The 14,498-nt window shown below is 64.6% G+C and carries 14 protein-coding genes; 8 read left to right on the plus strand and 6 right to left on the minus strand.

The window, feature by feature from the left end; all coding sequences use genetic code 11:
- Positions 1-31: 31 nt before the first annotated feature.
- On the plus strand, positions 32-652 hold the full coding sequence (locus BMW89_RS21865; RefSeq protein ID WP_092029077.1) for a glutathione S-transferase family protein: 621 nt from the start codon (positions 32-34) through the stop codon (positions 650-652).
- Positions 653-752: 100 nt separating this feature from the next.
- Here the strand turns inward: BMW89_RS21865 and BMW89_RS21870 are convergent, their stop codons facing one another.
- Positions 753-1,670 carry a LysR family transcriptional regulator gene (locus tag BMW89_RS21870; RefSeq protein ID WP_092029078.1) on the minus strand — a complete coding sequence of 306 codons (918 nt, stop codon included), beginning with the start codon at positions 1,668-1,670 and terminating at the stop codon, positions 753-755.
- Between the two features lie 91 nt (positions 1,671-1,761).
- Between BMW89_RS21870 and BMW89_RS21875 the strand changes: the two genes are divergently transcribed.
- The 5 genes from BMW89_RS21875 (at position 1,762) to BMW89_RS21895 (ending at position 7,914) form a co-directional block, all read left to right on the plus strand.
- On the plus strand, positions 1,762-2,205 hold the full coding sequence (locus BMW89_RS21875) for a nuclear transport factor 2 family protein (RefSeq protein ID WP_177196232.1): 444 nt from the start codon (positions 1,762-1,764) through the stop codon (positions 2,203-2,205).
- Between the two features lie 35 nt (positions 2,206-2,240).
- The gene (locus tag BMW89_RS38575; RefSeq protein ID WP_092029080.1) at positions 2,241-2,375 is read left to right on the plus strand and encodes a YjiS-like domain-containing protein; all 135 of its coding nucleotides are present in this window, start codon (positions 2,241-2,243) and stop codon (positions 2,373-2,375) included.
- A gap of 129 nt (positions 2,376-2,504) precedes the next feature.
- Positions 2,505-3,089: a biliverdin-producing heme oxygenase gene (locus tag BMW89_RS21885; RefSeq protein WP_092029324.1), complete on the plus strand. Its 585-nt coding sequence runs from the start codon at positions 2,505-2,507 to the stop codon at positions 3,087-3,089.
- Entirely contained in the window at positions 3,086-5,629 is a 2,544-nt protein-coding gene (locus BMW89_RS21890; protein WP_092029081.1) for an HWE histidine kinase domain-containing protein, read from the plus strand. The genes BMW89_RS21885 and BMW89_RS21890 overlap by 4 nt, the downstream gene beginning before the upstream one ends.
- A 275-nt stretch (positions 5,630-5,904) precedes the next feature.
- Complete coding sequence (locus BMW89_RS21895; RefSeq protein WP_177196233.1) at positions 5,905-7,914, plus strand: methyl-accepting chemotaxis protein; 2,010 nt, start codon at positions 5,905-5,907, stop codon at positions 7,912-7,914.
- Positions 7,915-7,972: 58 nt separating this feature from the next.
- Here BMW89_RS21895 and BMW89_RS21900 read toward each other — a convergent pair whose 3' ends face one another.
- The 3 genes from BMW89_RS21900 to BMW89_RS21910 form a co-directional block, all read right to left on the minus strand.
- Positions 7,973-8,659: a glutathione S-transferase family protein gene (locus BMW89_RS21900; protein ID WP_092029083.1), complete on the minus strand. Its 687-nt coding sequence runs from the start codon at positions 8,657-8,659 to the stop codon at positions 7,973-7,975.
- A gap of 132 nt (positions 8,660-8,791) precedes the next feature.
- Positions 8,792-9,118, minus strand: coding sequence for a hypothetical protein (locus BMW89_RS21905; RefSeq protein ID WP_092029084.1), 327 nt, complete (start codon positions 9,116-9,118; stop codon positions 8,792-8,794).
- A gap of 180 nt (positions 9,119-9,298) precedes the next feature.
- Entirely contained in the window at positions 9,299-10,429 is a 1,131-nt protein-coding gene (locus BMW89_RS21910) for a site-specific DNA-methyltransferase (RefSeq protein WP_092029085.1), read from the minus strand.
- A 414-nt stretch (positions 10,430-10,843) separates the two neighbouring features.
- On the opposite strand from BMW89_RS21910, the gene ypfJ reads away from it, so the two are divergent.
- Together ypfJ and moaB are read left to right on the plus strand one after the other, a co-directional pair.
- Positions 10,844-11,782 (plus strand): KPN_02809 family neutral zinc metallopeptidase, encoded by a 939-nt coding sequence (gene ypfJ, locus BMW89_RS21915; RefSeq protein ID WP_092029086.1) that lies wholly within the window; start codon positions 10,844-10,846, stop codon positions 11,780-11,782.
- Positions 11,783-11,962: 180 nt separating this feature from the next.
- Complete coding sequence (moaB, locus tag BMW89_RS21920; protein WP_092029087.1) at positions 11,963-12,526, plus strand: molybdenum cofactor biosynthesis protein B; 564 nt, start codon at positions 11,963-11,965, stop codon at positions 12,524-12,526.
- A 187-nt stretch (positions 12,527-12,713) separates the two neighbouring features.
- On the opposite strand, the gene BMW89_RS21925 is transcribed toward moaB, so the two are convergent.
- Both BMW89_RS21925 and BMW89_RS21930 read right to left on the minus strand, forming a co-directional pair.
- Positions 12,714-13,688, minus strand: a complete 975-nt coding sequence (locus tag BMW89_RS21925) for a bifunctional helix-turn-helix transcriptional regulator/GNAT family N-acetyltransferase (protein WP_092029088.1) — start codon at positions 13,686-13,688, stop codon at positions 12,714-12,716.
- A gap of 75 nt (positions 13,689-13,763) precedes the next feature.
- Positions 13,764-14,339 carry a glycosyltransferase family protein gene (locus BMW89_RS21930; RefSeq protein WP_092029089.1) on the minus strand — a complete coding sequence of 192 codons (576 nt, stop codon included), beginning with the start codon at positions 14,337-14,339 and terminating at the stop codon, positions 13,764-13,766.
- Positions 14,340-14,498: the final 159 nt, after the last annotated feature.

The raw sequence follows: 14,498 nt of genomic DNA on the forward strand, positions 1-14,498 counted from the left end.
GTTAATTTCCAGCTTTCCAATGAGGTCAGACATGCTCAAGCTCTACTACGCCACCGGCACCTGCGCGCTCGCCACCTACATCACCCTGGAAGAGGCCGGCGCCGACTACACGGCCGAGCGGCTGAGCTTCAAGACCAACCAGCAGAACAGCGCGGACTATCTCGCGATCAACCCGAAGGGCCGCGTGCCCGCGCTGGTGACCGATCGCGGCGTCCTGACCGAGACCCCGGCGATGCTCGCCTATCTCGCGCAGACCTTCCCCAGGGCGAAGCTCGCACCGCTCGACGATCCCTTTGATTTTGCCCAGGTGCAGTCGTTCAATTCCTATCTCTGCTCGACCGTGCACATCAACCATGCCCACAAGATGCGCGGCGCGCGCTGGGCGAGCGAGGAGAGCTCTTTCGCCGACATGAAGGCGATGATCCCGAAGACCATGGGCGCCTGCTTCAAGCTGATCGAGCAGAAGATGTACAAGGGGCCCTGGGTGATGGGCGATCAGTTCACGATCTGCGATCCCTATCTCTACACGCTCTCGACCTGGCTCGAGGGCGACAGCGTCGACATCAACGCCACGCCGAAGATCGCCGACCATTTCAAGCGCATGTCGGATCGGCCGGGCGTGCGCAAGGTGATGGACGCGCAGAAGGCGTGAGGCTCCTGGGAGCGTAGGGTGGGCAAAGGCGCAAAGCGCCGTGCCCACCATCTTTCCACGAGCACGACAAGAGTGGTGGGCACGCTTCGCTTTGCCCACCTTACGAAGCCTTCCGCTTCTCCAGCTCCCGTCCCGTCTCCAGCATCAGCCGCCGCAGCCAGATCGAGCCCGGGTCCATCTGCGCCCGCGTCGGATGGAACATGAACTGCTCGTCGATCCCGGGGTCGAGCGGCGGCGTCACCGCGACGAGGCCGAGCTGTTTTGACAGCGCCGCGATCAGCCGGCGCGGCACGAAGGCGACGAGGTCGGTGCGGGCGGTGACGTGCAGCGCTTCGAGATAGCCGGACACCACCAGTGAAATATGCCGCTCGATGCCCTTGCTGCGCAGCCAGGTGTCGATCAGATCCTCGCTGTTGCCGCGGATGATCACGCCGACATGGCGTGCGGCCAAAAACATCTCGCGCCGCTTCAGCTTCGCTCCCATGGGATGGCCGCGCCGCACCGCCAGCGCGTCGCTGTCGGTGTAGAGCAATTGGCGGTGAAAGCCCTTGAAGGCGTTGCCGATCGAGATCACGAGATCGATGGTGCGGGCGAACTCGGCGTGGAAGATCGCCGGCCCCCGCCACGGCACGACGTCGATGCGGACGTTGGGCGCAAGGCGTGTGACCTTTTCCATCAGCGGCGGCATCAACAGCTCGACGGCGAGATCCGGCATCATCAGGCGGAATGGCCGTTCGCTGCGCGCGGCGTCGAAGTCCTCAGGCACGAACAGCCCGCGCACCTGGTCGAGCGCCTGCGCCAGCGGTGCGCGCAAGGCCTGTGCCCGGGGCGTCAACTCCATCCGCGCGCCGGTGCGCACCAGCAGCGGGTCGCCGAAGATGTCGCGCAAGCGCTGCAATGCATGGCTCGTCGCAGGCTGTGACAGGCCGATCCTCATGGCCGCGCGGCTGACATTGGCCTCGCGCAGCAATGCATCGAGCGCGGTGAGTAGATTCAGGTCGAGCGAATTCAAATTCATGGAGCGAATAGATATCATACCCGCTATCGATTTGAAGAATGTTGTAGGGCGAGCGATGATCTCCGTGTTGCCACCACAAGGAGATGCCGCCATGAGTGCGAGCGCCAACAAGAAACTGATGCAGGACATTTTCGCCGCCGCCGCCAGCCCGGATGCGGCCGTGCGCGATCGCTCCCTGTTCACTGCAAGCCTTGCCGACGACGCCAGATGGGTTGTCACCGGCCAGTATTCCTGGTCGCGCACCTTCACCGGCAAGGAGGCGATCCTGAACGACCTGCACGGCTATGTGCGAACCCGCCTGCGCGACCGGACGCGCACCGTCGCCGAGCGCTTCATCGCCGACGGCGACATCGTCGTGGTGGAAGCCAAGGGCGACAATTTCACGCCCGGGGGCGTGCGCTACGACAACGACTATTGCCTGGTGTTTCGGCTGGAGGACGGCAAGATCAAGGAGATCAGGGAATATTGCGACTCGATCCTGACCGAGAAGGCGCTCGGTCTTTTTCCACAGACGCCGGCGAAGGTTGCGGGCTGACCGGATTGAGTCGTGTCTGGCGGGGGCTGGTTGAGATGGTCCATATCAGGCGCGAACGGTCCCAGGTCCGGGTTCAGCTCGCCGCCATGAGCGAGCGGGAGCTTCAGGACTGCGGCATGACGCGGTCGGAGATCACCTACGAGCTGAGGAAGCCGGTTCGGCGGAGCTAGAGAACGGAGGAGATACTGGCACCGCCTGCCTCCCAATTTCGTGTACCGGCGGAACCTTTGGGTTCCGCCGGGCGTTTGCCCGCTTCCGGGGCAATCGAGCCCCCGGCATTGCGCGCGTTTGGGAATTTCATGCTGGCTGGGGCTTCGGACGTATCAATACAGGTGGGCCGCAGCTTTCCTGGACTGCGTGAACGATTGAGAGATGCGACGGCGGCCGCCCACCGGGAACTCGATGCGCAGCTTTCGTCAGTCGATCTCACCGTCTTGTCCGGCTATCGCCGTTTCCTGCAAGCCAGCGCGGGTGCCCTGTTGCCGCTCGAAGCGGCCCTCGTGGACGCTGGCGTCGCCAGGATGTTTCCGGACTGGCTGGAGCGGTCGCGCGGTGCTGCGATCGCGGCCGATCTCGGACAGCTTGGCAGCGCTGCGCAATCCACCGTGTCCGTGCCGCCGCTGACGCGCAGCGGCATGCTCGGCACGTTGTATGTTCTGGAGGGCTCCCGGCTCGGCGCAAAGTTTTTGCTGAAGATGGTCGCGGATGCAGGCGATCCGCGCATCGGCGAGGCCACCGCTTATCTCAGCCATGGCGCAGGCCAGCGGCTCTGGCAGAGCTTTCTGGCAAAGCTCGCAAGCGAACAGGCCTGCGACGGGGATGAGGCGATCGAAGCGGCGTGCGCCGCCTTTGCCGCGTTCGAGCGAGCGGCGGACCGCGCATGAACGAGGCGGTCAATCTCACCAATTGCGATCGCGAGCCGATCCACATTCCCGGCAGCGTCCAGCCGTTCGGTTTCCTGCTTACGGTGTTGTCGGACTTCACGATCTGCATGGCCTCGGACAATGTCGGCAGCTTCCTCGGGACTGACGTTGCCGACCTGCTCCAGCAGCCGCTGTCGCGCATCATTTCGGAAGCCGCCGTCGCGACCATTCGCAGCCGCGTCGATCATCTGAGCGGGCCCGATGCGACCGAGCGCATGTTCGGCGTCGAGCTCCAGGCTGGCAAGCCGCTCTACGATCTCTCGATCCATTTCTCCGGCGCCTATCTCGTCATCGAGGCGGAGCCGAGCGTCAACGAGCCCGGCGTCAATTCCGGCGAGCTCGTCCGCCTGATGCTGGAACGCATCCGCAAGACGCGCGGCATGACCGAGCTTGCCCGCGAGGCGGCGCGCCAGCTCAAGGTTCTCTCCGGTTTCGACCGCGTCATGGTCTATCAGTTTCACCCGGACGGATCGGGCGAGGTGATTGCGGAAGCCGCCGAAGCCGGGCTCGAAAAATTTCTGGGGCTGCATTATCCGGCCTCTGATATCCCCAAGCAGGCCCGCATCCTCTACCAACGCAACTGGCTGCGCATCATCGCCGACATCAACGAGAAGCCGGCCGCGCTGCTCTCGACCGCCACGCATAATTCGGGGCTGCTCGATCTCTCCATGAGCGTGCTGCGCTCGGTCTCGCCGATCCACATCGAATATCTGCGCAACATGGGTGTCGGCGCCTCGATGTCGGTGTCGATCCTGCGCGACGGCAAGCTTTGGGGTCTGTTCGCCTGCCATCATTATTCGCCGCGCTATATCTCGTTCGAGAAGCGCACCGCATCCGAGCTTTTCGGGCAGATGTTCTCCTGGATCGTGGAGGGACGCGAGCGCGAGGGCGACGTTGCCTATGAGGCGCGGGCCCATCAGGTCACGGAGCGGCTGATCGAGACCGCGGCCGCGCATGAGCACAGCCGGCGCGCGATCGTCGATTTCGTCGGCGACTTCCGCAAGATGATCGCATGCGACGGTGCTGCGGTCTGGTCCGACAACAAGGTCACGCTCGACGGCGAGACACCGACCGAGGACGAGGTCAAGGATCTGGTGGCCTTCATCAACCGGACCTCGCCGGGACGGATCTTTGCCAGCGCCGAAATTGCCAAGGTCTATGCCTCCGGACAGTCCTTTCGCGACCGCGCGGCGGGATTTCTCGCCATCCCGATCTCGCGGGCGCCACGCGACTGCCTGATCTTCTTCCGGCGCGAGGTGCTGCGGTCCGTGACGTGGGCGGGTGCGCCCGAGAAGGTCTACGAGGAGGGCCCGAACGGACCTCGCCTGACGCCGCGCAAGAGCTTTGAGCTCTGGCAGGAGACGGTCGCGGGCCAGTCGAAGCCATGGTCCTCGGCTGACATCCGCATCGCGGAGAGCCTGCGCGTGACGCTGCTCGAGGTGATCCTGCAACTGTCCGACCTTGCCGCGCGCGAGCGCCGCAGTGCACAGGAGCGGCAGGAGTTGATGATTGCCGAGCTCAATCATCGCGTCCGCAACATCCTCAGCCTCGTTCGCGCGCTGGTGAACCAGAGCAAAGACACGGCCACCAGCGTCGACGAATTCGCCGGCGTGCTCGGCGGCCGCGTCCAGGCGCTGGCGCGTGCCCACGACCAGATCACCAATCTGAACTGGGCGCCGGTCGCACTCCGCTCGCTGGTCGAATCCGAGGCGGGCGCCTATCTCGGCGCGCGCGCAGGCCGCGTGAAGATGGGCGGGCCGGACGTCGCGCTCGATCCCAAAGCGTTCGCGACGCTGGCCCTGGTCGTGCACGAGATGATGACCAATTCCGCCAAATATGGCGCACTCGCCGATTCCACCGGCCAGGTCGAGGTAGTCTGGCGTCTCGACCCGAATTCGAGCCTCGAGATCGAGTGGAAGGAGAGCGGCGGTCCGCCGGTGCAGCCGCCGACCCGCCGTGGCTTCGGCACCACCATCATCGAGCGCTCGGTGCCGTTCGATCTCAAGGGCGAAGCCGAGGTCCGCTTCGACCTGTTGGGCGTCCAGGCCAAGTTCGTCATTCCGCCCAATTTCGTCGAGCTGGTGCCGTCGATCACAGGAGCCGCCATGCGCGTAGAAGAGCAGCAATCCACCCGCTCCCGGATTTCCGAGACGGCCTTGATCGTCGAGGACAATCTGATCATCGCGATGGCGGCGGAGGTGATCCTGCTCGATCTCGGCGCGCGCCACGTCGACACGGCTGCGTCGGTCGACCAGGCGTTGCGCGCGATCGAGCGGACGCGGCCGGGCTTTGCGCTGCTCGATCTCAATCTCGGCAACGAGAGCAGCATCAAGGTGGCGTACAGACTGAAGGAGATCGGCGTGCCCTTCATGTTCGCGACCGGTTATGGCGAGCGTGCCCCGATCCCGGAAGACCTGTCCGCGGCCCCGGTGGTCCAGAAGCCCTACACGCTGGAAGTCGTCGAGCACGCGCTCGGCAAATTGCAGCCGCCGGGCGGCTGACAAACGTTCAACGTGACGACGTTTGAAGCCGGCTGGATGCCGCATGCGACCGCGCGCCGCATCCTTGCGCAACTGCATAGAAGATCAGCAGATTCTGTATGCGCTTCTTGAGAGGTGCGCGAAAAATCAGAAGGTTCAATTAACGAGTGTCCTCCATTGTGTCGCGGTGCAGCGTAGATCGCGAGAGACGCGATTCGCGGCTGCCAGGGTGGCCGTGACGATAGCCGGACGAGTTCGGCCGCTCGAATTTGCGTGGATCTGGGTGGACAGTGGGAATGCCGAGTTTTCGTTTGCGGATCAGGGGACGCCTGTACGCAGGCTTCATGGCCTTAGTGGCGGTTGGTCTCGTGATGGCGGTGGTCGCCATCTGGAATTTGCGGTCCGTCCAGGAACAGGTTGCAAAGGCCTCGGCGTTTTCGGACAGCACCGCGCGGGTTTTGGAGATTTCGACCCATCTCCAGGCGATCCAGCGCGCCAATCTGCGCTACATCTACGACGCCAGCGAGCCTGCGATGAGGGAAGCCTCAGAGCGCGAGACCGCGGCGACCGAGCTGTTGAAGGTGGGGGCGCAGGGCACGGCCTCTGAGGAGCGGCGGAAGCTCTACAACGATCTGATCGCCGACATCGCCAAGATGAAAAGCCTGCGCGACAATCTCGGCGATGCCGTCAACGAGGCGAGAACCGGCAAGGCAACGCTGCTGCCGAGCGGCGATGAGCTCACCGTCAAGATGAACAAGCTGGTCGATGTGGCGCGCGCCGCTGTCGACGAAGACACGGCCTCTCTCGTCGCCGACCTCGAATCCAGGCTCCTTCTCGTCCAGATCGCGAACTGGCGTTTCCTGGCCCTGCGTGACGTCAAGGGACCCGCCAACTTCAGAACCAACGTGGACCGGGCGTCGCAGCGGCTCGCGGCGCTCGAAAAGAGCCCGCAGGCGACCGAATTGCGCGCCACGCTCGCGCCGGTGAAGACCTCGCTCGGAATCTACAAATCCGCGTTCGAGACGACGTCGGCGGCGATGCTCCAGGCCGACGAGATCTACCACAAGAACCTCGCGCCGCTCATCGTCGACAGCATCGCCAAGCTCAAGGTCGCGGAAGGTGCCCTGAAGAAGGACTACAAGGAATCGCGCAGCCAGACCGAAGCCGTCATTGACGGCACCACGACCGTGCAGCAGATCGCGGGCGGCCTCGCCACCCTGTTCGGATTGATCGTCGCCTTCCTGATCGCCCGCAGCATCGTCGGTCCGCTCAATTCGATGACGCGCGCGATGGGGCTGCTTGCCGGCGGTGATCTCGCGGTCGAGATCCCCGGGCGCGGCAAGGCCGACGAGATCGGCGACATGGCCAAGGCGATCGAGGTGTTCAAGACCAACATGATCGACACCGAGCGCCTGCGCCACGAGCAGGTGGAGGTCGAGGCACGGCAGGTCGAGGACCGCAAGAAAGACATGGTCAAGCTTGCCGACCAGTTCGAGCAGGCGGTCGGCGAGATCGTCGACACCGTGTCATCGGCATCGAACGAGCTCGAGGCGTCCGCCGGCACGTTGACGGCGACCGCGACCCGCGCGCAGGACTTGTCCACCGAAGTGGCGTCCGCATCGCAGGAAGCGACCGCCAACGTCCAGGCCGTGGCGTCCGCGACCGAGGAGCTGTCCTCCTCGGTCAGTGAGATCGCCCGCCAGGTGCAGGAATCCGCCCGCATCGCCAAGGACGCCGTCGGGCAGGCGAGCCGGACCAACGATCGGGTCGGCGAACTCTCCAAGGCGGCGGCGCGCATCGGCGACGTGGTCGAGCTGATCAGCACCATCGCCGGCCAGACCAATCTGCTCGCGCTGAACGCCACCATCGAGGCCGCACGCGCGGGCGATGCCGGTCGCGGTTTTGCGGTGGTCGCCTCCGAGGTCAAGGCGCTGGCCGAGCAGACCGCGAAGGCGACGGGCGAGATCGGCCAGCAGATTTCGAGCATCCAGGCCGCCACCGAGCAGTCGGTCGGCGCCATCAGGGAGATCAGCGGCACCATCGAGCGGCTGTCGGAGATCTCCTCGACGGTTGCCGCTGCCGTGGAGCAGCAGGGCGCGGCGACGCAGGAGATCTCCCGCAACGTCCAGCAGGCGGCCCACGGCACCCAGCGCGTCTCGACCAATATCGGCGACGTCCAGCGCGGCGCCTCCGAAACCGGTTCGGCCTCCTCGCAGGTGCTCTCGGCCGCGCGCTCGCTGTCGTCAGACAGCAACCGCCTGAAGCAAGAGGTCGCCCGGTTCCTGAACTCGGTCCACGCCGCCTGAGGCTCAAAAGCAAAAGGCCACGCGCATGCGCGTGGCCTCGAACGGCAGCTTGTCGCGGTCAGGCGACCTTGGTCGTCATGTGCTTGAACATGTTGCTGCGCGCCTCGTCGTCCATCTCCGCCTTGAAGGTGAACTTGTCCTTCAGCGCGATCGCGCGCGCCGCCGCCGGCCGCGCCGAGATCTCGTCCACCAGCCGCTTCACATTCGGGTAGCGCGCAAAGGCGTCGTCACCGAGCTTGAACGGCACCATCCGCGCCCAGCCCCACAGCGCCATGTCGACGATCGAATAGCTGTCGCCGACCATGTAGTTGCGGCCTTTGAGGTGAGCGTCGAGAATCCTGTAGTGGCGATCGGTCTCGTACTGGTAGCGGTTATGGGCGTAGTCGTGTTTCTGGTCCTTCGGCGCAAAATGCTTGAAGTGCACGGCCTGGCCCGAATACGGCCCGACGCCGGTGGCGATGAACATCAGCCATGACAGCGTCTCGCCGCGCAGAGCGGCCGCGGGCAGGAATTTTCCGGTGGTCTCGGCGAGATAGAGCAGGATGGCGTTGCTGTCGAACACGATCGTGCCGTTATCGTCGATCGCCGGCACCTTCGCATTCGGGTTGATCTTCAGATAGTCCGGCGCGAATTGGTCGCCCTTGCGGGTGTCGATCTTCACCGGCTCGAACGGCAGGCCGGACTCTTCCAGATAAAGCGCGACCTTGGTCGGGTTCGGCGATCCGTTGAAATAGAATTTGAGCATCTATCATCTCCCCAGGGTTTGTTGGCCGAAGGCGAACGCGGCGGCATTGCCGCAGGCGGCCTTGTCATGCCTGAACCTTGTCGGAGAGAGCAACCGGCGAGTTTGCCGGGCGGTATCTGCGCGCCACGCAGATCAGCCGGCGTAACAAAGGCCGATCGCCGCCGTAATGACCATCGCCGCACCGACCGCCTCCAGCCGTAGCCCCAGCCGCGTGGCGAGATGCATGTCGGAGGCCCGCGCCGCGCGCTCCGATCCCCGCGCGTAGCCGTGCACGATGATGTCGTGATTGAAATTGTCATGCGCCTCGTTGCTGCTGGCGAGCCCGACGCAGACCACCAGCACGCCGAACAGGGCGAGCCCGAAGAAGCCCAGGAGCGCAATCAGGAACATCGGAAACATGCCGAGCAGGAAGATCGGCAGCAGCGGCACCAGCAGCAATGTCTCGGACTGTCGTCGCATGGGAGCAAGACCGGTCAGGACTGATCGAAGGAGACTAGTCCTGGTTGCGGCTGCTTTCAACCACGCTCGTCATTCCGGGGCGCGCCTCTTGGCGCGAGCCCGGAATCCATTGGGCGGCATGGGACGTGGTCGGATGGATTCCGGGTTCTCGCTTTGCGAGCCCCGGAATGACCGAGGGGCTCACCCCGCCGACATTCCCGCACGGATCTCTGCGCGGAGCTCGTCGATCAGCTTGAGACCCTTCTTGGTCTCGACGTGCCAGAAGGTCCAGCCGTTGCAGGCCTGCGCGCCCTGTGCCACTGCGCCCATGCGGTGGATCGAACCGACCTTGTCGCCGAACATGATGGCGCCGTCGGCACGGACGAGTGCGCCGAGCTTCTTCTTGGCGTCGAACAGTTTTGCACCGGGCATGATCATGCCGCGCTCGATCAGTTCGGAGAACGCGACGCGCGGAGCTTCGCGCGCGGTCATGAACGGGGCGAGGCTTGCTTCCGGCAGCGGCTCGACCGCGGCGATGCGCGCTTCCGCCGCCTTCGCATAGGTCTTGTCGCGCTCGAAGCCGATATAGGAGCGGCCGAGGCGTTTTGCGACGGCGCCGGTGGTGCCGGTGCCGTTGAAGGGATCGATCACGAGATCGCCGGGCTTCGACGACGACAGCAGCACGCGCGCGAGCAGGCCTTCCGGCTTCTGCGTCGGATGCACTTTCTTGCCGTCAGCGCCCTTGAGACGCTCCTCGCCGGTGCAGAGCGGGATCAGCCAGTCGGATCGTGCCTGCACGTCCTCGTTCGCCGCCTTCAGCGCCTCGTAGTTGAACGTGTAGCCCTTGGCTTTTTCGTCACGCGCGGCCCAGATCATGGTTTCGTGCGCGTTGGTGAAGCGGCGGCCGCGGAAGTTCGGCATCGGGTTGGTCTTGCGCCAGACGATGTCGTTCAGGAGCCAGAAGCCGAGGTCCTGCATGATCGCGCCGACGCGGAAGATGTTGTGATAGGAGCCGATCACCCAGATCGTCGCCGACGGCTTCATCGCGCGGCGGGCGGCAAGCAGCCAGGCGCGGGTGAAATCGTCATAGGCGGAGAATGACTCGAACTTGTCCCAGTCGTCGTTGACGGCATCGACATGGGATTCGTCAGGGCGCTTGAGATCGCCCTTGAGCTGAAGATTGTAGGGTGGATCGGCGAACACGAGGTCGACCGAACCAGCCTGAAGCTTCGACATCTCGGCGACGCAATCACCGAGGATGATGCTGTGCGAAGCGGATTCAAAATTTGTGCGGGGCGCCCTTGCAGACGCCCCGCGACGCGACACTACCATGACTCAAGAACTCTGACTCAGGCGACGCTGTCGGCGACGCGGGACCAAACAACCGACTGATCAGTACATTGAAGCGGCAAAGTAAAAATCGACTTAACCCGCCGCTTTCGTGAGCAGCCCTCGCAACGCGAGTAGCGCGCGGTTGGTCGTGCGCAATCGCCGCGTTTTGCAGTCTATTTCGTATTTCTTCGCGTTGCGGGAGCGGCAGGAGCGCAAAAAAGACTGCAAAATTCTCTCGGAAAAAATTGCTGCCCCTCGGAAAAAATTGCTGGCATCGGCATGCTGTCGCACTAGGCAATTTTTGCCGAGCGCGATATTGATAAAGGCAACGGAAATTTTACGTGTGTGGCGCGTTGAGCTTTCGCGCTCTAGCGTGCCCGATTATTGCCATCAAGGACTCAAGGGAAGCCCGCCATGCGCTACGATGATTTCCGCCGCAGCGACGACGTCGAGGATCGCCGCGACGATAGTGGTGGCGGTGGAGGAGGCGGCGGCGGCTTCGGCCTGCCGATGGGGGGCGGCGGGCTCGGTATCGGCACGGTGATCGTGCTCGGCCTGATCGGCTACGCCTTCGGCATCGACCCGCGCATCCTGATCGGCGGCGCCGAGATCCTCACCGGCGGCGGCCAGGCGCCCAGCTACCAGACCGATCGCCAGTCGACCTCGACCGCCAAGCGCGGCGCGCCGACCGATCAAATGGGCAGCATGATCTCCGGCATCCTCGGCGAGATCGACGATCGCTGGAGCGAGATCTTCCAGGCCAGCGGCCAGTCCTATACGGGTCCGAAGGTCGTGCTGTTCCGCAACGTCACCAACGGCGGCCGCTGCGGCAAGGCAGAGTCGGCGATGGGCCCGTTCTATTGCCCGCCCGACAAAACCATCTTCCTCGACACCGGCTTTTTCCGCGAGGTCGAGACGCGCTTCCGCGGCTGCTCCGGCAAGTCGGCGTGTGATTTCACCACCGCCTACATCATCGCGCACGAGGCCGGCCATCACATCCAGAACCTGCTCGGCATCATCCCGCGCGTGACGCGGCTGCAGCAGCAGGCCGGCAGCAAGGCCGAGTCCAACGCGCTCCAGGTCAAGGTGGAGTTGCAGGCCGACTGCCTGTCCGGCGTCTGGGTCAACCGTGAAGCGAAGAAGCGTCCGAACTTCCTCGAGCCTGGCGACATCGACGCCGCGCTGACCACGGCGAGCGCGATTGGCGACGACACGCTGCAACGCCAGGCCACCGGCCGCGTCGTGCCGGATTCGTTTACTCACGGCTCCGCCGCGCAGCGCAAGCAATGGTTCATGACCGGCTACCAGCAGGGTACGGTGCAGGCCTGCAATACGTTTGGTGGCGGGGGGTAGTCGTCACGACTTCGTGCCCCGGACGCAGCGCAGCGCTTCCCTGGCGATGCGAAGCATCGTCCAGTTCAGCGGTGTGCTGCAGAGCCGGGGCCCACAACGCCGGTCTCACGCGAATGGGTCCCGGCTCTGCGACGCACCGCTTCGCGCTGCATCGCGTCCGGGACACGAGAGGATAGAGCGATGGCCTCCATCGACGAAGCAAAACAGTTCATCCCGCTCAATATCGCGGTGCTCACCGTCTCCGACACGCGCGCGCTTGCCGATGACAAATCCGGTCAGACGCTCGCCGACCGCCTCACTGCGGCCGGCCATCATCTCGCCGCGCGCGAGATCGTCACCGATGATGTCGAGGCGATCCGCGCCGTCATCCGCCGCTGGATTACTGACGCCGGCATCGACGTCGTCGTCACCACCGGCGGCACCGGTTTTACCGGACGCGACGTCACGCCGGAGGCGATCGAACCGCTGTTCGAGAAGCGCATGGACGGCTTCTCCATCGCCTTCCACATGCTGAGCCACGCCAAGATCGGGACGTCGACGATCCAGAGCCGCGCCACCGCCGGCGTTGCCGGCGCGACCTACATTTTCTGCCTGCCCGGCTCGCCCGGCGCCTGCCGCGACGGCTGGGACGGCATTTTGGCAGCCCAGCTCGACTACCGCACGCGCCCCTGCAATTTCGTCGAGATCATGCCAAGGCTTGACGAGCACCTGCGCAGGCCGAAGGCGCAAGGCGCGACGGCGTAGCTTTGTCTTCCTTCTCCCCTTGCGGGAGAAGGTGGCGCGAAGCGCCGGATGAGGGGTATCTGTCCGCGCACACCAATGTTTGCGGAGACATACCCCTCGCCCAAGCGAGCCCGTATCTACCAGCGGAGATGCCCTCTCCCGCAAGGGGCGAGGGCACATCAACGGACATCTCGCTCGTGCTCGATCGTCAGAGATCCCGCTCCCAGGTCTCGCCGATCAGGTTCTGCCCAAAACTGCGATGCGGCTCGGTCGCGACAAGCTTGAACCCGGCGCTCTGATAGATTTTTCGCGCCGCCGTCAGATTGCTCTGTGTCCACAGCGTCATTCGCCGATAGCCGCAGGCGCGCGCGAAGGAGACGCATTCGGCGACCAGCCGCTGGCCGAGCCCCTGTCCGCGCGCGGCGGGATCGAGCAGCAGCAGCCGCAGTTTCGCGAGGTCGTCGCCGCCCTTCACCAGGAACACCGAGCCCACCGGGCGGCCGTCGATGTCGGCGATCCAGCAGCGCTCGCGCGAGCCATCGTAAGTCGTCATGTATTTGGCGACGATCTCGGCCACCAGCGCCTCGAAGCCGGAGTCAAAACCATATTCGCTGGCATAGAGCGCGCCGTGGCTTTGCACCACCCAGCCCATGTCGCCGGGGCGCGGCTCGCGCAAGGTCGCGCGCGGCGAAGGCGCCCGTGGCATCGCGAGCAGCCGCTCGATCGTCTCCATCGCACCGGTCAGCTTGCTGCGCTCCTCGTCCCGCAACGGCCGCAGCATCGCGGCGACGTCGTCCTGCGTGACGCGTTCGAGCTTGGCAAAGGCCTGGCGGCCCTTTGCGGTGAGGCTCAACTGAACCTGCCGGCGGTCGCTCGGAAGCGGCTTGCGCGCGATCAGGCCGCTCTCGTCGAAATTCTGCACGATGCGGCTGAGATAACCGGCGTCGAGCCCGAGCGTGATGCCAATCTCCTTGGCTGATTGTTCGTCACCATGGGCGAGCTCGTAGAGCACGCGGGCCTCGCTCAGCGAGAACGGGCTCTTCAGCAGCTGCTGGTCGAGCACGCCGAGCTTGTGGGTGTAGAAACGGTTGAAGGCGCGAACCGCCTGCACCTGGTCGTCGGCGACCGCGGACGCAGGGCTTGATGGTGCAGGGCTTGATGGCGAAAGGGTTGATGATGGCATGGCTCACCTCGATACTTGCCACTGTCAAACAATTATTTGACTTTGGCAAGTATTGGAGGAGAGTATCTGGCGACCTCAGCCGACCATGACGATCCGGCTGCGCAGCATGATCCGGGACGAGCGGCCGAGCCGTCGGAGCAGCCGCGCCTCGGAACGGCGGGCCTGGGGCGGGTAGCCGCCGATCCGGTCGTAATGATCACGCGCGATCAAAAGGCCCTGATCGCCGAGCGGGCCGACCAGCTTGCGCACCACGGCGCGGAGCATGTCGCGGAATCCGGTATCGGCGTAAGGCGAGCGCGCATAGCGGAACACCGCCGCGCGATCCCGGCCGCTGGACGCGACGCTCTGGATGAACTGGGTGGTCTCCTCGATCCAGCCGGTTTCCAGGACCGCGCCCGCGGGGAGGAACATCAGCCAGGACGAACGGGCCTGGAGCGCGCCGGCGGCGAGCGCGGCGCCTTGTGAGGACCCCTCGAAACCGATGAAACGGCAGCCGGCGACGTCGGCAACGCGCTCGATGACGCCGTTGCGGGTGCCGTCGACAAGGAGCACTTCCTTGATGATGCCGGCCGCGGCACCGGGCACCAGCGCGGCCAGAGTTGCGACCGCCGTCTGCTCGACGCCTTCGGTCGGTATGATGACGCTCAGCATGATTGAGGCTTCGATGTCCGCACTTCGGGAGAAGCGTAGTCCGTTATGATGTTGTCATAAACACGCGGCAATGCCGAGTGCAACTTTTCGGCGGGGCTTCCATGTTCGATGGTAAACTGCCGGAGCCATCGCATCCAAATATGTCCCCTGCGGGGTGGC

It is taken from the genome of Bradyrhizobium sp. OK095, from assembly GCF_900109945.1.
In the GTDB taxonomy this organism is placed as follows: Bacteria; Pseudomonadota; Alphaproteobacteria; order Rhizobiales; family Xanthobacteraceae; genus Bradyrhizobium.